Genomic DNA, 23,717 nt, shown 5'->3' with positions numbered 1-23,717 from the left:
TCGGGGCTTTTTCTGAGGAAAAATAACGTAATACCAGTAGGATACCCGCGCCATTGCGAACTGAATACAGACCAATTAATAACAGTGAACAGACCAATTTTGATGTGCCACCGCCGTCGGAACTAAGCCGACAGCGCGCTGAAAACAGAAGATAACTTTTTGATGAATCTTACAATCTCGTCTGGGGAATAAGCGGCAAAACCCAGTACCAGCGCCCCCTCCGTGGGTTGCCCGGTATAAAAATCGATCAGACCATAGACCCTCATCCCCTGGGCGGCGGCGGCCTGAATCAGGCGCCGTTCAGTTGCCGCGTCGGCCACCGGACAAACCAGTTGCAACCCGCCCTGCGGCAAACGCGGCTGAGTCCAGACGCCAAGATGCTGATGAACCGCGGCATGCAAGATCTCCAGCCGGGCCTGATAGATTTTGCGCATATTTCTTAAATGTTCGGTATGGAAATCTTCATGGATAAATTTGAATAGCGTCATTTGCGGCAGCGCGGAAGTATAACCATCCTGGAATTGCTTGGCGGCGACCATGGGCTTAATCAACTGCGGCGGAACGATAATAAAACCGATGCGCAACCCCGGGAATAGCGTCTTGCTGAAGGTGCCGATATACAAGGTTCGTTGGTGTTGATCCAGCCCCTGCAACGATGCCCTGGTCAGGCCGTCGTAATTGAACTCGGAATCGTAGTCGTCCTCAATAATCCAGGCTTTTTCACGTTGCGCCCAGGCCAACAGCTTTAACCTCCGGTTGATGCTTAGCGAATGCCCCAACGGATAATGATGGGAGGGCGTGATGTAAACGCCCCGCCCGCCCGCTTCTTCCCGTATCAATGCATCAATATCCAGACCGGATTGATCTACCCCTATCGGTTGGGCGAGTAAACCTGCCGACTGAACCAGTTTTTTGGCGCCCTGGTAGCCTGGCTCTTCCACGAACACCCGATCGCCAGGATTAAACAACACCTGCGTACACAGCGATAGCGCCTGCTGTGAGCTGGTCACCACGATCACCTGCTCCGCGCTGGCCTTCACGCCCCTTTCGCACCGTAAATAGTCAATGACCTCCTCCCGCAGTTCCACCAGCCCCTGAGGATCGGCGTACCCCAGCAGGCGCTCGGCCCCCTGTCGCACAGCCTGCCTTTCCAGCTGCAACCAACTATCGATGGGAAACAGCCGTAAATCGGGCACGGAAGGCGTCAGCGAGTCGCTTCGACTGGTGTGCGGAGTATGGGCTGCCAGCAGCAAGGAGCGGCCATGCACACTCAGTTCCGACTCAGCCAGTTGAGCGCTTCCGGCCGGGTTTTCAGCCAACAGTTCTCGGCCAATCAGGGTATTTTGCTGGTAGCTGACAAAACTGCCGCGCCCCACCGCACGGGCAATGTAGCCTTCTGCCTCCAGTTGGGCATATGTCAGTTCCACCGTATCGCGCGAAACCGCCAGCCGGGCTGCCAGCACACGGCTGGGCGGCAGTTTTGCCAGATAGTCCAGCTCCCCCGCCGTCACCAGTTGCTTGATGGTCAGATGCAGCGCGGCTTTGCGCGTCATGTCTTGGCGTAAATGCCGATTGAAGGTGGCCTGGATCATATCCGGCCGGCTGTCACTGCTGCGCTTCATGCTGCTCCGGGTCGAAGGTCTGCCGCAGACAAACCCGCGGTATGTATGTTGATAAGTTGATCTAAATCAACTCAATTGTGAACAAAATGTTTTGAAACAGATCATCGATTGTTTCGTTCAGTTCGCCAGCCCTACACTGAAACAACCATACCAGTAGCCTGCTACTTATATGGCTGTTTATGATTCATTTACCCTTCCCCGCCTGTTTACCGCTGCTGGAGAGCCACGGCGTAGGCCGTTATTGCCTGTGCAGGCATTTATTGTGAAGCATGTTCAAGGTGGAATTATGTCACAACAGCACGACGCTACGCCGCCCCGGCGTAACTTTCTAAAAAAGACCCTGGCTTTAATCCCGCTGGCGGCCGCCGGCAGCAGCATTATGGCGCTGGAAGCCAAGGCGGCGCCTGCCCCCGGCGTATCGAGCCACTATGTCCCGGTCTATTTCAACGGTGACGAATGGCATTTTCTGTTGGCGGCCTGCGACCGGCTGATCCCGACGGACGCTAACGGCCCCGGAGCGGTGGATCAGGGCGTACCAATATTTATCGACCGACAAATGGAAACGCCCTACGGCCACGGCGGACTGTGGTACATGCATCCGCCCTTCGTTCCTTCCCCACCGGAACTGGGCTATCAGTCCAAGCTGACGCCGCGCGAGACTTACCGCATCGGTATCCGTGAAGTTAATGCGCACTGCCGTCGGCAGTTTCAAAAGGTGTTTGCCGAACTCGGCCACGCCGAGCAGGAACAGCTGCTGACGGCGCTGGAGCACGGCCAAATCGATTCGGAAACTCTGCCCGGCAAGGCGTTTTTCGACCAGTTGCTGACCAACACCAAAGAAGGCTATCTGGCCGACCCGGTGCATGGCGGCAACCAGACGTTAGCGTCCTGGAAGCTGATTGGTTTCCCCGGCGCACGCGCGGATTACACCGATTGGGTCAATCGCCCCAATCAGCCTTATCCCCTCGGCCCGGTCAGTATTTCAAGCAAAAGGAATGCCTAAATGAGCACAATTAAAAAACCACCGGTAGACGTGGTTATCGTCGGGTTTGGTTGGACCGGCGCCATAATGGGGATGGAATTGACCGAAAGCGGCCTGAGCGTGCTGGCGCTGGAGCGCGGTGAGCAGCGTGAAACCTACCCGGACTTTGCCTATCCGCGCATCGCCGACGAACTGACCTACGGCATTCGCCTGAAACTGGCACAGGAAATGGCGCATGAGACGGTTACGGTGCGCCACACCCCGGCAGAGTTTGCCGTACCCTACCGCCAGCTCGGGTCTTTTCTGCCGGGCAACGGCGTCGGCGGTGCCGGCGTGCACTGGAACGGCATGCACTGGCGAGCCTTGCCATCCGACTTAAAGCTGCACACCACCCTCAATGAAAAGTACGGGGCCAAATGGATCCCGGAAGGCATGACACTGCAGGATTATCCGCTGAGTTATCAGGAGCTGGAGCCTTACTTCGACAAGTTCGAAAAAGTGTGCGGCACTTCCGGCCGAGCCGGGAACCTGCAGGGAAATATCATCCAGGGAGGCAATCCGTTTGAAGGGCCACGTGCCAGCGAATACCCGACGCAGGCGCTGAAACAGCTCTATTCAGGTTCGCTGTTCGGCAAGGCCGCCGAATCGCTGGGCTATCACCCGTTCGCCATCCCCGCCGCCAACTGCTCCGAGCCCTATACCAATCCTTACGGCGTGCAGCTTGGCCCCTGTAATTTTTGCGGTTACTGCGAGCGCTTCGGCTGCTTTATGTACTCCAAGGCTTCGCCGCAAACCACCATATTGCCGGTACTGACCCAGCGTAAAAACTTTGAGCTGCGCACCCAGTCGCAGGTGATTAAAGTGAATCTGGACAGCACCGGCAAGAAAGCCACCGGCGTCACCTATATCAACGCCCAGGGGCAAGAGGTGGAACAACCGGCCGATCTGGTGATCCTCAGCGCCTTCCAACTGCATAACGTTCGCCTGCTGCTGTTGTCCGGCATCGGCAAACCTTACGATCCGGTGACCGGTGAAGGCGTGGTCGGCAAGAACTACGCCTATCAGATGAACAGCGGTATCTCGTTGTTTTACGACCAGAATACGCACTTCAATCCGTTTATCGGCGCAGGCGCGGCCGGCACGGTGATCGACGATCTGAACGGTGAGAACTTCGATCATGCCGATTTGGGCTTTATCGGCGGTGCCTACATTTCTGCCACCCGCACCGGTGGCCGACCTATCCAGCAAATGATGCTGCCGCCGGGCTCGCCTGCCTGGGGCGGTGGCTGGAAACAGAGCATCAGGGACAACTACCCGCACTCGATGAGCATCGGCTCCGAAGGCTCGGTGATGCCATATCGGGATTGCTATCTGGATCTGGACCCGACCTACAAGGACGGCTACGGCCTGCCGCTGCTGCGCATGACCTTTGACTGGAAAGACAATGAAATCAAAATGACACAGCACATCACCAGCAAAATGGTGAATATCGCCAATGCCATGAACCCCAAACAGATAGCGGTATCGGTGAAAAAAACCGGCGATCATTACGATGTGCGCCCCTACCAGTCGACTCACACCACCGGCGGCGCCATTACCGGCGATAACCCGACCACCAGCGTGGTGAATAAATACCTGCAGTGTTGGGATGTCCCTAACGTGTTCGTCACCGGCGCCTGTGCCTTTCCGCAGAACCTGGCCTACAACCCCACCGGCATCGTCGGGGCGCTGGCCTATTATTCGGCCGAGGCGATCCGCACGCAGTATTTAAAAAACCCCGGTCCGCTGGTTCAGGCCTGATAGCATAAGGAGCTTCACATGAAAGGATTTACCCCCTCGCTGCTGGCGCTGTTGATGCTGGGCACCGCGACGGTACAGGCGGCCGACGACCCGCAATTGGCCGCCCGGCTCCTGCACGGGGAATACCTGGCTCGCGTCGGCGACTGCGCCGCCTGCCACACGGCCCCTGGCGGTGCGCCCTTTGCCGGCGGCCTGAAAATGACCACCCCGGTGGGCGCCATCTACTCCACCAACATCACCCCGGACCAACAGACCGGCATTGGCGAATACAGCCTGCAGGAGTTCAGCGACGCTTTGCGTAAAGGTGTCGCCCGCGACGGCACCCGACTCTACCCGGCGATGCCCTATCCCTCTTTTGCCAAAATCAGCGATGAGGATGTGCGCGATTTGTACCTGTATTTCACCCATCAGGTTCAGCCCGTGGCTCAACAGAACAAAGACAGCGATATTCCCTGGCCACTGAACATGCGCTGGCCGCTGGCAATGTGGGATCTGGCGTTCAGGGAGGACGGCACCTATCAGCCGGATGCCACCCAAAGCGCCGAATGGAACCGCGGTGCCTATCTGGTGCAGGGGCTGGGCCACTGCGGAACCTGCCATACGCCGCGCGGTATTGGCTTCCAGGAAAAGGCGCTCAACCAAAGCGACACCGCCTATCTGAGTGGCGGTACGCTGGAAGGCTGGCATGCTGCCAACCTGCGAGCAGATACGGTAAGCGGTTTGGGGAGCTGGAGTGAGCAGGACATCACCCGCTTCCTGAAGACCGGTCACAATAACCGATTTGCCGCTTTCGGCTCGATGGTGGACGTGGTTCAGGACAGCACGCAATACCTGAGCGATACCGACCTGCGTGCCATCGCCGGCTATCTGCAATCGTTAAGGGCGGATAATCAAGATAAGCCGTTGCGGCAAAACGGCGCAACGGCTTCCCTGCTGGCAAACGGCGATGTCGGCCGCCCCGGCGCCCAAGCCTACCTGGATAACTGCGCCGCCTGCCACCGCAGCGACGGGCAAGGCTATCGCGACACCTTCCCCCAGTTGGCGCACAATCCGGCGCTGTTAAGCGATGACCCGTCCTCGCTAATCAGCATTATTCTCAACGGGTCCCGTACGCCAATCACCGTCGGCGCCCCCACCGGATTGACCATGCCGGACTTTGGCTGGCGGTTGAACGACGAGCAAATTGCCCAACTTGCGACTTTCGTCCGCAGCAGCTGGGGCAATCGTGCGCCGCCGGTCACCGCCGCCGAGGTGCAGGAAATCCGCAAAAACAGCGCCAGTAAACCGCCCCGTCATTAACATTCGCGGGCCCGCCAGCCGGGCCCCGAACCCGTTTCGCAGCCGCTTCCGTTTAAGTTTGGTTTAACTTTGCCTCCGCATTGTTTATCCTGCGTTTATTTGATGTTGCCGATAATAACGGCGAACAAAATTTCGATAGCGCTTATGCTCACCAGGCGCCGTGTACCTTGCGGTAAAAGCCGGTTATACCTACCATAACGTCAATATCACGATCGGATGGCCAAGGTTGACGCACGCTATCCCTCACACGCTGCTGAGCGTGTTACCTTTACTGCGTGGGTGACAGGATGTTCACCCGCCGATCCACAGGAGTTCGCCATGCGAGTACTGGTTGTTGAAGATAACGGTTTATTACGTCACCACCTCTCCGTCCAGATGCGTGAAATGGGTCACCAGGTTGATGCGGCGGAAGATGCCAAGGAAGCCGATTATTTCCTGCAGGAACATGCGCCGGATATCGCCATTGTCGATCTCGGCCTGCCGGGTGAAGACGGCCTGAGCCTGATCCGCCGCTGGCGCGCCCATCAAATGAAGTTGCCAATCCTGGTGCTGACCGCACGTGAAAGCTGGCAGGACAAAGTGGCGGTACTGGAAGCCGGTGCCGACGACTATGTAACCAAGCCATTCCATCTGGAAGAAGTGATTGCCCGCATGCAGGCACTGATGCGCCGTAACAGCGGCTTGGCCTCTCAGGTGATCGTATTGCCTCCGTTCCAAATCGACCTTTCGCGCCGCGAGCTGAGCGTCAACGAACAGCAGATCAAACTGACCGCGTTCGAATATACCATCATCGAAACCTTAATCCGCAACGCCGGCAAGGTGGTCAGCAAAGACTCGCTGATGTTGCAGCTGTACCCGGATGCCGAACTGCGTGAAAGCCACACCATCGACGTACTGATGGGGCGTTTGCGTAAAAAGTTGCAGGCCGAATACCCACAGGAAGTGATCACCACGGTTCGTGGTCAGGGCTATCGTTTTGATGCGAAATGAACGCCATGTTCAACAAGGGTAAAAAACCGTTTTCGCTGCGCGCCCGCTTTTTGATGGCCACCGCCGGGGTGATCCTGGCGTTATCCCTGTCTTATGGTCTGGTGGCGGTGGTCGGTTATATTGTCAGCTTCGACAAAACCGCCTTCCGCCTGCTGCGCGGTGAGAGCAATCTGTTCTTCAGCCTGGCCCAATGGAAAGACAACAAGCTTACCATCGCCATTCCGCCCGATATCGATCTCAACTTCCCTACCCTGGTGTTTATTTACGACGATAAGGGCAAGCTGCTGTGGAGCCAGCGCCAGGTACCGGAGCTGGAAAAGCGCATCAATAAAGAGTGGCTGGAAGAGTCTGGCTTCTACGAAATTGATACCGATACCCGCATCAGTAGCGAAGTGCTGGGCAATAACCCCAAGGCACAGGATCAGCTCAAAGACTATGACGATAACGATCAGAATGCCCTGACCCACTCCGTGGCGGTCAACACCTACGCGGCCACCGCGCGGCTGCCGGCTTTGAGCATCGTGGTGGTCGACACCATTCCACAGGAATTACAGCGCTCCGACGTGGTATGGGAATGGTTCAGCTACGTGTTGCTGGCCAACCTGCTGTTGGTGGTCCCGTTGCTGTGGCTGGCGGCCTACTGGAGTCTGCGCCCCATCAAGGCGCTGGTGAGTCAGGTTGGTGAGTTGGAAAATGGCGAACGCGAACAACTCGACGAAAACCCGCCCAGCGAGCTGCGAGGGCTGGTGCGCAACCTGAATATTCTGGTGCGTAACGAGCGTCAACGTTACACCAAATACCGCACCACGCTTTCCGACCTAACCCACAGTCTGAAAACGCCACTGGCGGTGCTGCAAACTACGCTACGTTCATTGCGTACCGGCAAGCAGACCACCATCGAGGAAGTCGAACCGATCATGCTCGATCAGATCAGTCGTATTTCTCAGCAAATCGGTTACTACCTGCATCGGGCCAGCATCAATTCGGGGCAAACGGTGCTGACGCGCGAGATCCACTCGGTTCCGGCGCTGCTCGACAGCCTGAACGTGGCGCTGAACAAGGTATATCAACGCAAAGGCGTGGTGATCACGCTGGATATTTCACCGGAAGTGACCTTTATGGGGGAGAAAAACGACTTTATGGAAGTGATGGGCAACGTACTGGAAAATGCCTGTAAATACTGCCTGGAGTTCGTTGAAATCACCTCCCTCCACTCCGATAAATACCTTACTATCGTCATCGATGACGACGGCCCCGGGATCCCGGAAAGCAAGCGTGAATTGATCTTCCAACGCGGCCAGCGGGTAGACACGCTGCGCCCTGGTCAGGGATTGGGATTGTCGGTGGCGGCGGAGATTATCGAACAGTACGACGGCTCCATCACCATCAGCGACAGTCCGCTTGGCGGCGCTCGCATGCAGGTCACTTTCGCCCGTCAGCACGATTCCCATCATCACGAGTAAATTCTGTCGCTCTGGCCCCGATCCACGGGGCCAAACTTCCGTTATAATCGCTCTCAGGCTCACTCCTCTATCCTGGAATAGAACATGGATTATCAATTAGATCTGGACTGGAACGACTTTTTGCAACGCTATTGGCAAAAGCGTCCGGTTATTCTGAAGCGCGGCTTCAAAAACTTTATCGATCCGATCTCCCCGGATGAGCTGGCCGGGCTGGCGATGGAGAACGAAGTGGACAGCCGTCTGGTCAGCCACCAGGACGGTCGTTGGCAGGTTGCGCACGGCCCTTTCGAGAGCTTTGATCACCTGAGCGAAAACAACTGGTCGCTGCTGGTGCAGGCCGTGGATCACTGGCATGAACCTTCCAGTGCGCTGATGCTACCTTTCCGTAAGCTGCCGGACTGGCGGATGGACGATCTGATGATTTCCTTCTCAGTCCCGGGTGGCGGCGTTGGCCCGCACCTCGATCAGTATGACGTCTTTATCATTCAGGGTACCGGCCGCCGTCGCTGGCGCGTGGGCGAAAAAGTGCCGATGAAACAGCACTGCCCGCACCCGGACCTGCTGCAGGTTGAGCCTTTCGACGCCATCATCGATGAAGAAATGGAACCGGGCGATATTCTGTATATCCCACCGGGCTTCCCGCATGAAGGCTACGCGCTGGAAAATGCGCTGAACTATTCGGTAGGTTTCCGCGCCCCGAACGGCCGCGAGCTGGTCAGTGGCTTTGCTGACTACGTGCTGGCCCGCGAACTGGGCAGCAAACGCTACGGCGACCCGGATATTCAGTTACGTGAGCACCCGGCGGAAGTGCTGCCGCAGGAAGTCGATGCGCTGCGCCAGATGATGGTGGATTTGGTTCAGCAACCTGAACACTTCCAGCAGTGGTTCGGCGAGTTCATCTCCCAGACACGTCATGAGCTGGATGCTGCGCCGCCGGAGCCGCCTTATCAGGCCGGAGAAATCTACGAACTGCTGCAGCAGGGCGAGCCTTTGCAGCGCCTGGGTGGCCTGCGCGTTCTGCGCATTGGCGACCAGTGTTTTGCTAACGGTGAACTGATGGATACCGAACATCAGCAGGCTGCCGATGCGATGTGCCAGAATTTCAGCGTGGATGCCGCCATGTTGGGCGACGCTATCGAAGATCCCTCGTTCCTGGCGCTGCTGACCTCGTTGGTCAACAGCGGTTACTGGTACTTTAAAGACTGAAGCTCAGAATGAACGACCAGAGCCACCCGCTTATCGGCGGGTGGCTTTTTTTATGCCCGTAACGCCCTGGTCTGGTAATCCTCCAGTTCTGCATCCGACATGCCCGCCTGAGTTGCCGCCGCGCAAATCTGCTGCCAGGTGTTGGCGTCTATCGGGATCCCCTGCCGCAACCGCGCTTCACGGTTGGCGTCTTCCCACTCACCCGGTACTTCAATCGGCTGGCCGTCACTTGGCGGTGAAGCCTTCACCCAATCGATAAAGGCCTCGGCCTCGTTTTGCATCTCAGGCGCGTCGAAGGCTTCCGGATTGAGAATGATGGTGGTCATGCAGTTGAAAATGGCGTCGCTGTTGGATTTCACCGTCGCTGCATGAGTGGTGCGGCCACCGGACAACGCACCGCCGAGGATTTCGCATAACGTGGCCAACGCGTAACCCTTATGGGCACCGAAAGGCATCAACGAGCCAAACGGCTGTTCGTGCATCACCTTGGGTTGCGTAGTGGGCTGACCCTGTTGGTCAATCAGATAACCCGGCGCGACATTCAGGCCTTTGTTGTAGGCGACGCGGGTTTTGCCAAACGCGATGCCGCTGGTGGCAAAATCCAGCAGCAGCGGCTTTTTGTCCTTACGGGGAAAAATGACGCAGAAGGGGTTGGTGCCGAAACGGCGGTCGCTGCCGCCGAACGGTGCCACCATGGGATCGCCCACCACGTTGACGAAATGAATAGAGATAAAACCGGCACGCGCACACTGCTCGGCCCAGTGGCCAATGCGGCCAATGTGGTGTGAATTGTGCAGCGCCACCGCAGCCAGCCCCAACTGCCGGGCGCGCTCTATGCCTTTTTCCATCGCCTCACAGGCGACGACCTGGCCAAAACCCTGCCCCCCGTCCACCGTCAGCACCGCACCGGCATCGCGCACCACTTTGGCATGAACGTTAAGCTGCAAATGCCCCTGTGCCAGCGACGACATATAGCTGGGGATCATGCCTACGCCGTGAGAATCGTGCCCGGCCAGATTAGCCTGAACCAAGTGATCCGCCACCCGAGCGGCCTCCTGCTCGGTACTGCCGGCGTGGTGCCAAATAGCCTGCACAAACTGCTCAAGGCACTGGCGATCGATACGGTGCTCGGTACTGCTCATGATAAGGCTCCTTGTGCTGGAAATATAGCCTACACTAGGAGCAAATCATTGTTACGGCAAGCAATTATACTAAATGTTATCGGGGGTTATTTGGCGCGTTCGGCGGTCAGCGCGGCAATGCGCATAATGACCGAAACCGCCTGTTCCATCCCTTCCAGCGAAACAAACTCATGCTTGCAGTGGTAGTTATAGCCGCCGGTGAACAGATTCGGGCAAGGCAAGCCGCGAAACGACAGCTGCGCGCCGTCGGTGCCGCCGCGTATCGGCTTCATGATCGGTTCGATATCGCAATCACGCATTGCCTGCTGCGCCAAAGCAATCACATGCGGGTGCTCTGCCACCTGTTCACGCATGTTGTAATAGTTGTCTTCAATCGTGACTTCGATATAGCAATCACGCGGTAGCCCTTTACCCACCTGCTGAGCGACCTCTATCATCCGGCGTTTACGGGCTTCAAAGCCCTCACGTTCAAAATCACGCAGGATATACTGCATTTCGGCGCGTTCGACGCTGCCCTTAAAGCTGCTGAGGTGGTAGAACCCCTGATAGCCGCAGGTGGTTTCCGGGGTTTCATCCGCCGGTAACGCCTGTTGAATGCGCGTCGCCAACGACAAGGCATTCACCATCACCCCTTTAGCGCTGCCCGGGTGCACATTGTTACCGACAATCTTCACCGTCACCGACGCTGCGTTGAAGTTTTCGCACTCCAACTCCCCCACACCGCCACCGTCCACGGTATAGGCCCATTCGGCATCGAACTGTGCCACGTCAAACAACCGCGCCCCTTTCCCCACTTCTTCATCCGGCGTAAAGGCTACGCGGATATCGCCGTGTGGAATGTTGCGCTGTTGCAGCCGCACCATGGCAGTCAGGATTTCGGCGATACCGGCCTTGTCATCGGCACCGAGCAGCGTTTTGCCGTCGGTGGTGATCAGCGTCTGCCCCAACATCTGGTGCAGGATCGGGAACATCACTGGCGACAGCACTTCATCACCAATGCCCAGGGCAATATCACCACCGCGGTAATTTTCGACGATCTGCGGGTTCACATGCTTGCCGGTAAAATCCGGTGAAGTATCCAGGTGGGCGATAAATCCTATCGCCGGCACGGGCCAGGTAACGTTCCCCGGCAAGGTGCCCATCACGCAGCCATGCTCACTGAGCGACACCCGTTCAAACCCCAGTTCAATCATTTCCTGCTGCAACGCACGCGCCAGCTTCAATTGCCCGTCGGTGCTCGGCACATGTTTGACGTTCGCTTTAGATTGTGTGTCGAATGAGACGTAGTTAAAAAAGCGATCAAGTAGTTTATCCATGGTATCCGCCCTCAGAATTTCGCGTTTCATTATGCGGAACCGATCAAGATCAAATATTGAGACAGGTCATTTTTACCCAGATTTAACGGAAATCATTAATTCTTAAAGAAAGGCCGGCGTCAAACGGCCGGCCAGTTACCCGAGTCAGACAGCGCATTGACCTGGGCTTAAGGCCTATCAGCCCTTTCAACTTTCCCTACCAGGAATTTGTGCACAAAACGTGGTACCACCGCGCTGGCCTGGCCGTAGTGTTTTTCATCAAACTGACTTTCCACCTGGCTGGGCTCCAGGTTGAGCTCCATGGTATGCGCCCCACCCAGCCGCGCTTCATGCACAAAGCCCGCCGCCGGATAAACGTGGCCCGAGGTGCCGATAGCGACAAAGAAGTCGGCCTTGGCCAGCGCCTGATAAATTTCATCCATGCCCAGCGGCATTTCGCCGAACCACACCACATGTGGGCGCAACGGGGCCGGGAATTGGCAACAATGGCAGCGGTCGTCCACGCTAAGGTCTTCCGGCCAGTCAAAGACCTGCCCGGAACTGGTGCAGCGTACTTTCAACAGTTCACCGTGCATATGCAACACCCGTGAGCTGCCTGCGCGCTCATGCAGGTTATCGATATTTTGCGTTACCAGCAGGAAGTTATCTCCCAACCAGGCTTCCAGATCCGCCAGGGCACGATGCGCAGCGTTAGGTGCTATGTCCGGCGATTGCAGCTGACGACGGCGTTCATTGTAAAACGCCTGTACCAGCTGTGGATCGCGCTGATAACCTTCCGGCGTAGCGACGTCCTCCACGCTATGCTCTTCCCACAACCCGTCTGCCGCCCGGAAGGTACGAATACCCGACTCAGCCGAGATCCCGGCGCCGGTCAACACTACGACAAACGGCTTTTTCAGCTCGGCCGCCGCCATGGTATCGCGATGAAAAATCCGCGAACGAAAGCGCTGATGCAGCACATGCTTACTCTTGCGAAACTGACACAGCCGATGACGAGTGTGCATTAACTCTCTCCTTACTTTTCCCTGTTAACCAAATTGAGGAACGCCGCTCCGCGTACGCCACCGGCGTCCCCGTAACGGGCTTTTTCAATTCGCGGCAGCTTGGCCACACGCAACACATGCGCCGGCAAACGCTGCGGTAACGCCTGGTAAATAGCATCAAAATTCGACAACCCGCCGCCAATCACCACCAGATGCGGATCGATTATGGTCAGCAGATTGCCCAGGCATATCGCCAGGACGTCCATAAAACGTTCGACATGAGCCACCGCCTGCGGCTCACCTGCCTGATAATGCGCAATGATCTGCTGCGCAGGCAAGTGCTGCTGGTAAAAGTGGGCGTACATCCACTCAAAACCGCGGCCAGAAATGTAATTTTCGATGCAACCCTGATGACCGCACCCGCAAGGAACGCGAGGTATATCACGTCCCAGCACCTCCAGCGCATCCACCGGCAGACGGAAATGACCAAATTCACCGGCGATATAGTTACGCCCGGAGAGCACCTTGCCGTCGACGATTAGCCCACCGCCTACCCCGGTGCCGAGAATAATGCCCAGCACCGTCGGGTAGCGACGAAACTCCTCGTCCCAGGCCTCCGACAGCGCAAAGCAGTTGGCGTCGTTATCGATTCGTACGTCACGGCCAATCAACTCGGCCAGGTCATGCGGCAAGCGCTGGCCCATCGCCGCCGGGACGTTGGCGGTGAAAACCGTACCGTCATCGTCATTGGGCAGGCCGGGAATACCGATACCTACCATGCCTTTCTGGCCACAAAACGCATCCGCTTCAAAGGTCAGATCGCGCAGCGTCGTGAGCAGTTGCCGATAATCCTCACGTGGCGTCGGCACCCTTTTTTGCCAGATACGCTGCAGATCCGCATCGAACACGCCCAGCTCAATCTTGGTGCCACCCATATCGAAACCGTAGTACATAACCCACCCTCAGGCTAAAAAAAGGGGCGGCATCTCTGCCTCCCCTGATTTTCATTATTGTCCGCTCAACACTCGTGCCGGATCGATACGGCTGGCACGCCTGGCCGGATACCAGCTGGCCAACAGGCTGAGCACCAGCGCGGTCACCAGTACAATCACCACGTCCAGCCAGTGCAGCTCGGAAGGCAGGAAGTCAATGAAGTAGATATCGCCCGACAGGAAAGAATGCCCCATCAGCTTTTCCAACCCTTTGATGATGTTGGTCAGTTGCAGTGAGGCGATAACCCCGACCACCACGCCGCTAAGGCTCCCCACCAGCCCGGCCAGCAGGCCGTACCAGATAAATATGGCGCGGATAAAGCCGTCTTTGGCCCCCAAGGTGCGCAGTACGGCGATATCACCACTCTTGTCCTTCACCGCCATCACCAGCGTGGAGACAATGTTAAAACAGGCCACGCCGATCACCAGCACCATCGCCAAATACATAATCGCGCGGATCATCTGGATATCGCGATACATATAGCCGTAGGTGCCGATCCAACTCTTGATATACACATAGGAATTGGTGACTTCACCGGCGTCGCGCACCAGCTTGTTGGCGGCAAACACGTCGTTGACCTTGATGGCGATGCCGGTCACGCTGTCACCCATGTCCAGATACTGTTGGGCATCGGCCAGTGGCACCATCGCCAGACTGTGATCGAGCTGACCGCTAAGCTGCAAAATCCCGGTGACGTGTAAACGAATGCGCTTCGGTTGCAACAGCTTCATCTGCGGGTCGCTGTTGGGGATCATCACCGTCACATAGCTGCCCTGCTTGACGCCTAAAGCGTCGGCGACGCCCTTGCCGAGGATCACCTGTTGCTCACCGCTTTTGAAATTGGCCCAGGCGTCACCCTGCACGTACTTGGGCAGAGCGCTAAGCTGATTTTCCTGTTGCGGATCGACCCCTTTCACTCCGACCGCCCGCAGCTGAGCGCCGTTTTCCATCAGGCCAGTAAAGTTGATGTAGGGTGCGGCAGCCAAAATGCCGGGCACTTTCTCCACCCGTTGCAGAATGGACGACCAGTCTTTGAACGGCTGTTTCACCGGCTCGATTTCACCGTGCGGCACCACCGCCAAAATACGGTTTTTCAGTTCGCGCTCAAAGCCGTTCATGGCGCTCAGGCCGACGATCAGCACCGCCACGCCCAGCGCAATCCCGATGGTGGAAATCACCGAGATCAGCGACACCATGCCGCCGCGCTTGCGCCCACGGCTGAAACGCAGGGCCGTCAGAAAGGAAAGTGACGCTCCCGCCATTACTCAGCCCCCAACAGGGTCAACTGGGCCTGCAGATGGCCATCGGCCATTTCCAACTGGCGGCTAAGGCGCTTGGCCAACTGCAAGTCATGAGTGACCACCAGAAACGCGGTGCCCTGGCGCACGTTCAATTCGCCGAGCAGATCGAAAATGCTGTCAGCGGTGCGTTTATCGAGGTTACCGGTAGGTTCGTCCGCCAAAACCAGTGACGGGTTATTGACCAGCGCACGGGCAATCGCCACGCGCTGACGCTCACCGCCGGAGAGTTCTGAGGGCCGGTGCTTGCTGCGTTTTGCCAGCCCGACCGCCGTCAGCATTTCCAGCGCCTTTTCCTGCGCCTGCGCCGGTTTCATCCCGCCGATCAGCAAAGGCATCGCGGCGTTTTCCAGCGCGGTAAAGTCCGGTAACAAATGATGGAACTGGTAGATAAAGCCCAACTGGCGGTTGCGCAGCTCGGCCTTGGCTGCCGATGACAGGGTATTCAGAGACTGCCCTTTGTAAATCACCTCGCCGGAGGTCGGTGAATCCAGCCCACCCAGCAGATGCAGCAAGGTACTTTTACCGGAACCCGAGCTGCCGACAATCGCCATCATCTCGCCCGGCTGCATGGCAAAGCTGACATTGCGCAGTACGTCGGTATGCAGGTTGCCTTCCTGATAGGTCTTGCACAGGTTGTCGCACTGCAACAAAAGATGGTTACTCATAACGTAAAGCCTCAGCGGGTTGTACGGCGGCAGCGCGCCATGAAGGGTAAAGCGTGGACAACAGAGACACCGCCATCGCCGCTACGGCGATAATCGTCACCTGCAGCGGATCCACCGCCACCGGCAGCGATGCGCCGTCAATCAATGCGCCGAGGATCGGCATCAGGTTATTCAGGTTGCTGGCCAGCAACACGCCCAGCAGCGTACCGAGCAGCGAGCCGATAATGCCGGCGCTGGCGCCTTGCACCATAAACACCGACATGATCTGTCGACGCGTCAGGCCCTGGGTCTGCAGAATGGCAACTTCGCCCTGCTTCTCCATCACCAGTAGGCCGAGTGAAGTGATGATGTTAAAGGCCGCGACGGCCACAATCAGGCTAAGCAACAGCCCCATCATGTTTTTCTCCATACGCACCGCCTGGAACAGCTCGCCCTTGCGCTCGCGCCAGTCTTTCCACTCGGTGCCCTGCGGCAACTTCTGTTGGCTGAGAGTATCGACCGTCAGCGGCTGCTGCAGGAACAGGCGCCATCCGGTGATATTGCCCGCCGGGTAGCGTAGCAGACGTGAGGCATCCTGCTGATTGACCAGCATCTGGGTGCCATCCACTTCGCTGTTGGCATGGAAAGTGCCGACCACGGTAAACAGGCGTTGAATAGGGATGCGGCCCATCGGCGTGAACTGGCTGGCGCTGGGCACCATCACACGCAGCGGATCGCCGCGTTTAACGCCGAGTTGTCCGGCCAACTGCTCACCGATAATGATGTTGTACTGGCCCGGCTGCAACAGCTGCTGCTTGACGTTGACCAGGAACGGCGTCAAAGGATCGGCTTCATCCGGATTGACCCCCAACATCACGCCGACCGCCACGCTGCGAGCGCTTTGCAGCACTACGTCACCGGTGGTCAGTGGCGCTACGCGGCTAACGCCCTGCAGGCTTTGTACCGCCGATGCCGGGATCTGCTGAGGGTTGATCGAGCCCTGTGGGCTGGTGATCAACGCCTGCGGCATCAGGCCGAGAATGTTGTTTTCCAGATCCTTTTCAAAACCGTTCATCACCGACAACACGGTGACCAACGCCATCACCCCCAGCGTAATGCCGATGGTGGAAAGCCAGGAAACAAACCGTCCGAAGCGGTCTGATGCCCGCCCGCGCATGTAGCGCAGGCCAATGAATAACGCGACAGGTTGATACATGAAATCCGTTTTGTTGCCGTAGCTTAAGCAAAGTGATCAAGGATAATAAAGGCTATACCCCGTTTAGGGAACCACCCTGACGCCTTTTATTCCGTCGATCGTGCCAGCGGCAGCACGTCACCCGGCATCGCGCTTTAACAGGTTGTAAACCGACACCCGGGAAATCCCCAGCGCCTCCGCCGCCATGGTGGCTGCCCCCCGCAGTTGCAGATAGCCCTGCTGCTTTAGCTGCTGGATCACCTGAACACGCTGCTCAGACGTAAGCGCGCGCGGTGCAGTGGCATGCGAAGCGGCAAAGTTGTTGATCACTGAAGCAATGTCGGACAGTGAGCGAGCCCCTTCATCCGCCGCCTGCGGCGTGCTCTGCACCACCGCGGTCAGTTGTTGCAGGATGGCGTTGACGCTGTTGAAGATTGAAACGTCCAGGTTAAGGCAGATTGCCGCCACGTAGACCCCTTGGCTGTTGCGCAGACCAATGGAGGTGCTCTTGGCCGGACGCCCATCCGGGAACGCATTGGCATAGTTTTGCACCACGTCCGGAAATTCCGGCGAGGCAATACGCTCAAGCCCCATTTCGCTGGCGGCATCGCCGATACTGCGGTTCGACAGGTTATTGGCGATGCTGACGATGGCATGATTCGGTTGCGTCAGATCGTGCAATACCACTTCACAGCTGGGCGCAAACATCGCGCCCAGTGCCTGAACAATTTTTTCCGCTTCGCGCAGCAGCAGCGCATTTTCCTGCCTGAGATCGCTCATAAACTTAACCGTTTGACAATAACTTTACAAAGAGTAAATTAAAATAATCGGGTAATCAATCAACCTTTCACCAGACGAGGTCGCCATGAGTTCAACGCCCCACTGCATCACCGCCGCCAATATCTCTACCGCCGCCGAAATTCTGGCAGGACATGCCCTGCGCACACCGGTCATGACCTCGCAGCAGGCCGACAACATCGCCGGGGCGCAGCTGTTCTTCAAGTGCGAAAACTTCCAGCGTGTAGGCGCCTTCAAGTTTCGTGGCGCGTACAATTCTATTGCTCAATTGAGCCCGGCGCAGCGCCAGGCTGGCGTGATTGCCTTCTCTTCCGGCAACCATGCGCAGGCAATGGCATTGGCGGCACGGGAACTGGGGGTCAAGGTGACCATAGTGATGCCGCACGACGCACCGGCCGCCAAACTGGCAGCAACGCGTGGCTACGGCGCCAACGTCGTGATCTATCAGCGGCACAGTGAAGACCGTGCTGCCATAACTCAACGGCTGGCAGCCGAACAGGGCCTGACGGTAGTACCGCCTTATGATTACCCGCAGGTGATCGCCGGCCAAGGCACCGCTACCAAAGAGTTGATTGAGGAAGTCGGGCCGCTGGACGTCTTGTTGGTGTGCACTGGCGGCGGTGGTTTGCTGGCAGGCAGCGCAGTAGCGGCACATCACTGGTCGCCCGGTTGCCGCGTTTTCGGCGTAGAACCACAGGCAGGTAACGACGTGCAGCTGGCGTTTCGTAGCGGCCAGCCGGTACAGATCCCGGTGCCAAAAACCATCGCCGACGGTGCGCAAACGCAGCAGGTGGGCGCGCTGACGTTTCCGATCATTCAACAGTATGTAGAAGATATTTTAACGGTCAGCGACCATCAGCTGTGCCGACAGATGCGTTTCTTTATGGAACGGATGAAATTGGTGGTCGAGCCCACGGGCTGCCTGGCCGCGGCGGCGGCGATGAATTCGCTGCTCGATCTGCGGGGTAAAAAAGTCGGGATTATCGTCAGCGGCGGCAACGTCGACGTTGATAAAATCGCCGACTATCTTGCCATGGGGGCGCAGGAATAACGCCGCCGGAACGTTCGTCCCTGAGTTAAAGGGGATCAGCAAGCTGTGCCTGCATTAATCGGGCGAATTTATTCGCCCCCTGTCGTCAGTGGAATGGCCTGTCTGCCGGGAGTAAATTTGAACGCCGCCGCTTGAAAGACGACGGGTATCGCGCTTTTACCTATGTCAGTTTATGGCCCAGTGGGCTAGTATTACCGGGTAAAGGCGCGTTGTAATCTGTGCCGGGCGAAATTTAACACATTGATTAAAGATACCTTAATGAGCACCTCCGATAACCCTAACCGTTCTTCATCGTCATCCTCCCGTTATTCCCTGCCTGAACGCGCGGGCGATTTGCGCCAGTTGGGGCAGCTGACCGGTTCGGCCTGCGCCGTGGAGTGCGCCGAGATCGTCGAACGTCATAACGGGCCGGTGATGCTGATCGCCCCGGACATGCAAAATGCCCTGCGGCTGCGCGACGAAATTCAGCAGTTTACCGATCAGATGGTGACCACGCTGTCCGACTGGGAGACCCTGCCTTACGACAGCTTCTCGCCGCATCAGGAAATCATCTCTGCCCGCCTGTCGAGCCTGTACCATCTGCCGACCATGGCCCGTGGCGTAATCATTCTGCCGGTCAATACCTTAATGCAGCGCGTTTGCCCGCACGAGTTCCTGCACGGCCACGCGCTGGTGATGAAAAAAGGCCAGCGCCTGTCACGCGACAAACTTCGCGCCCAACTGGAACAGGCCGGCTACCGCAGCGTCGATCAGGTGATGGAACACGGTGAGTTCGCCACCCGCGGCGCGCTGCTCGACCTGTTCCCCATGGGCAGTGAAGAGCCCTACCGTATCGATTTCTTCGACGATGAAATCGACAGCCTGCGCACCTTTGATGTCGACAACCAGCGGACGCTGAATGAAGTCGAAGCCATCAACCTGCTGCCGGCCCATGAATTCCCGACCGACAAAAACGCCATCGAACTGTTCCGCAGCCAATGGCGTGAGCAGTTCGAGGTGCGCCGCGACGCCGAACATATCTATCAGCAGGTCAGTAAAGGCACCTGGCCGGCCGGTATCGAATACTGGCAACCGCTGTTCTTCAGCCAACCGCTGCCGTCGCTGTTCAGCTACCTGCCGGAGAACACGCTGATCGTCAATACCGGCAATCTGGAGAGCGCAGCCGATCGTTTCTGGCTGGACGTTAACCAACGCTACGAGAGCCGCCGGGTCGATCCTATGCGCCCACTGCTGGCGCCGCCAAGCCTGTGGCTACGGGTTGACGAGCTGTTTAGCGAGCTGAAAGCCTGGCCGCGCATGGCGCTGAAAACCGAAGAGCTGCCCGCCAAAGCCGGCAACACCAATCTGGATTATCGCCCCCTGCCCGATCTGGCGGTGCAAGCCCAGCAGAAAGCCCCGCTGGACAACCTGCGCCGTTTTACTGAAAGCTTCGACGGCAGCATCATTTTCTCGGTGGAAAGCGAAGGCCGCCGTGAAACGCTGCAGGATTTGCTCGGCCGCATCAAGCTCGGCACCGCCTTGATCCAGCATCTCGATCAGGCCGAGCCGGCCGGTCGCTACATGATGGTCGGCGCCTCAGAACGCGGCTTCCTCGACGGCATGCGCAACCGGGCGCTGATCTGCGAAAGCGATCTGCTCGGCGAGCGCGTCAGCCGCCGTCGGCAGGACAACCGGCGCACCATTAATACCGATGTGCTGATCCGCAACCTGGCAGAACTGCACCCTGGCCAGCCGGTGGTGCACCTGGAGCACGGCGTCGGGCGTTACGTTGGCCTGACCACGCTGGAAGCCGGCGGCATCAAGGCCGAATACCTGATCCTGGCCTACGCCGGCGAAGACAAACTCTACGTGCCGGTCTCTTCATTGCATCTGATCAGCCGCTACGCCGGCGGTGCGGACGAAAACGCCCCGCTGCACAAGTTGGGCGGTGACGCCTGGACGCGCGCACGGCAAAAAGCCGCAGAGCGGGTACGAGACGTGGCGGCGGAACTGCTGGATATTTATGCCCAACGCGCGGCCAAAACCGGCTTCGCCTTTAAACATAACCGTGAGCAGTATCAGCTGTTCTGCCAAAGTTTCCCGTTTGAAACCACCCCGGATCAGGAGCAGGCAATCAACGCCGTGCTGAGCGACATGTGCCAGCCCCTGGCCATGGATCGTCTGGTCTGTGGCGACGTCGGCTTCGGCAAAACCGAAGTGGCAATGCGCGCCGCCTTCCTGGCGGTAGAAAACGGCAAGCAGGTGGCGGTGTTGGTGCCAACCACCCTGCTGGCGCAGCAGCATTTCGACAACTTCCGCGACCGCTTCGCCACCTGGCCGATCCGCATCGAGATGATGTCGCGTTTCCGCAGCGCCAAAGAGCAGCAACAGGTGATGGATGACGCCGTGGACGGTAAGGTAGACATCATCATAGGGACCCACAAACTGTTGCAGAGCGATCTGCGCTGGAAAGATTTGGGGCTGCTGATCGTCGATGAGGAACACCGCTTCGGCGTTCGCCACAAAGAGCGCATCAAGGCGATGCGCGCCGATGTAGATATCCTGACGCTCACCGCAACGCCAATCCCGCGTACGTTGAATATGGCGATGAGCGGCATGCGTGACCTGTCGATTATCGCCACCCCACCGGCGCGCCGTTTGGCGGTGAAGACCTTCGTGCGCGAGTACGACAGCCTGGTGGTACGCGAGGCGATCCTGCGTGAAGTACTGCGCGGCGGTCAGGTTTATTATCTGTATAACGACGTGGAAAATATCGAGAAGGCGGCCCAGAAGCTGGCTGAACTGGTACCGGAAGCACGCATCGCCATTGGTCACGGCCAGATGCGCGAACGTGATTTGGAGCGGGTGATGAACGATTTCCATCACCAGCGCTTTAACGTACTGGTCTGTACCACCATTATCGAAACCGGTATCGATATTCCCAGCGCCAATACCATTATCATCGAACGTGCCGATCGTTTCGGGCTGGCGCAATTGCACCAGTTACGCGGTCGCGTCGGGCGTTCTCACCATCAGGCCTATGCTTATTTGCTGACGCCGAATCCGAAGTCCATGAGCACCGACGCGCATAAACGTCTGGAGGCCATCGCGTCACTGGAAGACCTGGGCGCCGGCTTTGCCCTGGCCACCCACGATCTGGAAATCCGCGGCGCGGGCGAGCTGCTGGGTGAAGATCAGAGCGGCCAGATGACTACCGTCGGCTTTTCGCTGTACATGGAACTGTTGGAAAGCGCGGTGGATGCACTCAAACACGGGCGCGAACCTTCGCTGGAAGATCTCACCAGCAACCAGACCGAAGTGGAGCTGCGCATGCCTGCCCTGCTGCCGGATGACTATATCCCGGACGTCAACACGCGCCTGTCGTTCTACAAGCGCATCGCCAGCGCAAAAAACGACGCCGAGCTGGAAGAGTTGAAGGTGGAGCTGATCGACCGTTTCGGCCTGCTGCCGGATGCGGCGCGCAACCTGCTGCAAAGTGCGGCGCTGCGCCAACATGCTCAGAAGCTGGGGATCAAACGCATCGAAGGCAATGAGCGCGGCGGTTTTATCGAGTTTGGAGAGAAGAATCGGGTCGATCCAGGCTATTTGATTGGCCTGCTGCAAAGCAACCCGCAAATCTATCGCCTGGATGGGCCAACCAAGCTGAAGTTTATGCTGGACCTGACCGATCGCCAAAAACGCCTGAAGTTTACCGAGGAACTGCTGACCGCGTTCCGCGAACATACGCTGGCAGCCTGACGCTTAGCCCCCTCCGGAATCTGTCTGGGGGGGTTATTCGTGTCGAAAACCGGCCCCCAAAGGGGAGTACTGCATCAGCCGGCTGCAAACCACCTGGTTTTTTCCCCCGCGCTTGGCTTCATACAACGCTTCATCCGTCACCTCGATCGCCTTGCCCAGCGCCATTCCGGGCAGATACAGCGACGCGCCGACAGAAACGGTGATGCGCGCCTCGACATCCTCATCCAGCAGAAATACCGTCGTCTCCACGCTGCGGTGGATACGTTCCGCGACACCGCCAATCACCGTCGGGTCGTAGCTGGCGGTGATCACGATAAATTCCTCACCGCCATAGCGGCCGACGAAATCCTCACTGCGCACGCTGCTTTGCAACAGTTGCCCGACGCGGGCCAGCAGCAGATCGCCCGCCAAATGGCCGTAGGTGTCGTTGATATGTTTGAAATCGTCCAGATCGAGGATCATCAGCCCGCAGGGGCGACGCTCCGCCTGCTGCAGCATCAGCCTGTAGTCGACGCTGGCGCGATTATTGATATGGGTCAGGCTGTCCGTGTTGGCCTTATCGCGCATCGCGAAGTAGGCGTGGATATGGCGCTCTTTAAAATTTAACGCGTGGTAGCAAATGGCCAGACACAGCGCTGATACCCCCTGATACAGCAGCACATCTATCCACAGCGCCCGCATATCCGCCAGAAAACCCACCACCGCGATGCGGTAGAGCGCAATGATGCAGATGGTCAGATAGAACACCCGATTCGATTTTCTCAACCAAACGCGCGAAAGCAGCAACGGCACTATGATTGAACCGATAAACAGATTGTCGACGGTGATACCACCAGTTAACGACAGCGACATCAGGTAGCACGCCAATCCACTGACGGCACCGCCATAGAAAGTCACCAATATCATCGGGATCATGGCAAAACTGAAATGCACGTTGTCATTCAGCTCCAACCGGTCCTGATTTAGGTAAAGCACGGCCACACCGGCCAGTAAACCAAAAACCAGGAGTTTCCACAGTTCGGATTGATAGGAAAAGGGAGCGTTCTTGCTAAGGGCGAAATAGCTGACCGACAGTGTGGCGTAGACAATGCACGCGTCGCTGTAGAGGGCAGGAATTGACGCAACGTAAGTCATAAATATTCAGTATGCTCCACGGAATCTACAGGGGGTTGGCAACGAATTTTGAGAGTCGGT

Annotated in this window: 18 protein-coding genes; 8 read left to right on the top strand and 10 right to left on the bottom strand. The window is 57.6% G+C overall.

The annotated features are described in order from the left end of the window. Positions 1 to 122: 122 nt before the first annotated feature. Positions 123 to 1,622 carry a PLP-dependent aminotransferase family protein gene (locus tag LQ945_RS23650; protein ID WP_270101877.1) on the bottom strand — a complete coding sequence of 500 codons (1,500 nt, stop codon included), beginning with the start codon at positions 1,620 to 1,622 and terminating at the stop codon, positions 123 to 125. A gap of 286 nt (positions 1,623 to 1,908) precedes the next feature. On the opposite strand from LQ945_RS23650, the gene LQ945_RS23645 reads away from it, so the two are divergent. The 6 genes from LQ945_RS23645 to LQ945_RS23620 all read left to right on the top strand — a co-directional run bounded on the left by LQ945_RS23645 (position 1,909) and on the right by LQ945_RS23620 (position 9,362). Further along, positions 1,909 to 2,625, top strand: coding sequence for a gluconate 2-dehydrogenase subunit 3 family protein (locus tag LQ945_RS23645; RefSeq protein WP_270101876.1), 717 nt, complete (start codon positions 1,909 to 1,911; stop codon positions 2,623 to 2,625). After that, on the top strand, positions 2,626 to 4,404 hold the full coding sequence (locus tag LQ945_RS23640; protein ID WP_270101875.1) for a GMC family oxidoreductase: 1,779 nt from the start codon (positions 2,626 to 2,628) through the stop codon (positions 4,402 to 4,404). It begins immediately after the preceding gene. An 18-nt stretch (positions 4,405 to 4,422) separates the two neighbouring features. Beyond that, positions 4,423 to 5,703 carry a c-type cytochrome gene (locus tag LQ945_RS23635; RefSeq protein ID WP_270101874.1) on the top strand — a complete coding sequence of 427 codons (1,281 nt, stop codon included), beginning with the start codon at positions 4,423 to 4,425 and terminating at the stop codon, positions 5,701 to 5,703. Between the two features lie 318 nt (positions 5,704 to 6,021). Continuing rightward, positions 6,022 to 6,693 carry a two-component system response regulator PhoP gene (gene phoP / locus LQ945_RS23630; protein WP_020826469.1) on the top strand — a complete coding sequence of 224 codons (672 nt, stop codon included), beginning with the start codon at positions 6,022 to 6,024 and terminating at the stop codon, positions 6,691 to 6,693. A gap of 5 nt (positions 6,694 to 6,698) precedes the next feature. Continuing rightward, on the top strand, positions 6,699 to 8,156 hold the full coding sequence (gene phoQ / locus LQ945_RS23625; RefSeq protein ID WP_044552877.1) for a two-component system sensor histidine kinase PhoQ: 1,458 nt from the start codon (positions 6,699 to 6,701) through the stop codon (positions 8,154 to 8,156). Positions 8,157 to 8,240: 84 nt separating this feature from the next. Further along, positions 8,241 to 9,362, top strand: coding sequence for a cupin domain-containing protein (locus tag LQ945_RS23620; protein ID WP_044549995.1), 1,122 nt, complete (start codon positions 8,241 to 8,243; stop codon positions 9,360 to 9,362). Between the two features lie 50 nt (positions 9,363 to 9,412). On the opposite strand, the gene LQ945_RS23615 is transcribed toward LQ945_RS23620, so the two are convergent. The 8 genes from LQ945_RS23615 to LQ945_RS23580 all read right to left on the bottom strand — a co-directional run bounded on the left by LQ945_RS23615 (position 9,413) and on the right by LQ945_RS23580 (position 17,716). Further along, positions 9,413 to 10,504, bottom strand: a complete 1,092-nt coding sequence (locus LQ945_RS23615; RefSeq protein WP_270101872.1) for a malate/lactate/ureidoglycolate dehydrogenase — start codon at positions 10,502 to 10,504, stop codon at positions 9,413 to 9,415. Positions 10,505 to 10,590: 86 nt separating this feature from the next. Then, entirely contained in the window at positions 10,591 to 11,820 is a 1,230-nt protein-coding gene (pepT, locus tag LQ945_RS23610; RefSeq protein WP_044552875.1) for a peptidase T, read from the bottom strand. A gap of 167 nt (positions 11,821 to 11,987) precedes the next feature. Then, positions 11,988 to 12,824 (bottom strand): Sir2 family NAD+-dependent deacetylase, encoded by an 837-nt coding sequence (gene cobB, locus LQ945_RS23605; protein WP_046373822.1) that lies wholly within the window; start codon positions 12,822 to 12,824, stop codon positions 11,988 to 11,990. An 11-nt stretch (positions 12,825 to 12,835) separates the two neighbouring features. Continuing rightward, positions 12,836 to 13,756 (bottom strand): N-acetylglucosamine kinase, encoded by a 921-nt coding sequence (gene nagK / locus LQ945_RS23600; RefSeq protein ID WP_122078692.1) that lies wholly within the window; start codon positions 13,754 to 13,756, stop codon positions 12,836 to 12,838. A gap of 54 nt (positions 13,757 to 13,810) precedes the next feature. Then, positions 13,811 to 15,058, bottom strand: a complete 1,248-nt coding sequence (lolE, locus tag LQ945_RS23595; RefSeq protein ID WP_044549982.1) for a lipoprotein-releasing ABC transporter permease subunit LolE — start codon at positions 15,056 to 15,058, stop codon at positions 13,811 to 13,813. Next, the gene (gene lolD / locus LQ945_RS23590) at positions 15,058 to 15,762 is read right to left on the bottom strand and encodes a lipoprotein-releasing ABC transporter ATP-binding protein LolD (RefSeq protein WP_020826458.1); all 705 of its coding nucleotides are present in this window, start codon (positions 15,760 to 15,762) and stop codon (positions 15,058 to 15,060) included. The genes lolE and lolD overlap by 1 nt, the downstream gene beginning before the upstream one ends. After that, the gene (gene lolC / locus LQ945_RS23585; protein WP_044549980.1) at positions 15,755 to 16,957 is read right to left on the bottom strand and encodes a lipoprotein-releasing ABC transporter permease subunit LolC; all 1,203 of its coding nucleotides are present in this window, start codon (positions 16,955 to 16,957) and stop codon (positions 15,755 to 15,757) included. The genes lolD and lolC overlap by 8 nt, the downstream gene beginning before the upstream one ends. A 117-nt stretch (positions 16,958 to 17,074) precedes the next feature. Further along, the gene (locus LQ945_RS23580) at positions 17,075 to 17,716 is read right to left on the bottom strand and encodes a helix-turn-helix transcriptional regulator (protein ID WP_149572950.1); all 642 of its coding nucleotides are present in this window, start codon (positions 17,714 to 17,716) and stop codon (positions 17,075 to 17,077) included. An 85-nt stretch (positions 17,717 to 17,801) separates the two neighbouring features. On the opposite strand from LQ945_RS23580, the gene LQ945_RS23575 reads away from it, so the two are divergent. Together LQ945_RS23575 and mfd are read left to right on the top strand one after the other, a co-directional pair. Further along, positions 17,802 to 18,785, top strand: coding sequence for a threo-3-hydroxy-L-aspartate ammonia-lyase (locus LQ945_RS23575; protein ID WP_270101871.1), 984 nt, complete (start codon positions 17,802 to 17,804; stop codon positions 18,783 to 18,785). Positions 18,786 to 19,043: 258 nt separating this feature from the next. After that, on the top strand, positions 19,044 to 22,523 hold the full coding sequence (gene mfd, locus LQ945_RS23570) for a transcription-repair coupling factor (RefSeq protein ID WP_270101870.1): 3,480 nt from the start codon (positions 19,044 to 19,046) through the stop codon (positions 22,521 to 22,523). Positions 22,524 to 22,556: 33 nt separating this feature from the next. Here the strand turns inward: mfd and LQ945_RS23565 are convergent, their stop codons facing one another. Then, positions 22,557 to 23,657: a GGDEF domain-containing protein gene (locus LQ945_RS23565; protein WP_270101869.1), complete on the bottom strand. Its 1,101-nt coding sequence runs from the start codon at positions 23,655 to 23,657 to the stop codon at positions 22,557 to 22,559. Positions 23,658 to 23,717: the final 60 nt, after the last annotated feature.

Origin of the sequence: Serratia liquefaciens, from assembly GCF_027594825.1 — a bacterium.
GTDB lineage: Bacteria > Pseudomonadota > Gammaproteobacteria > Enterobacterales > Enterobacteriaceae > Serratia > Serratia liquefaciens_A.
The sequence above is the reverse complement of the archived record's forward strand: the minus strand, read 5'-3'. Positions and strand labels throughout refer to the sequence as shown.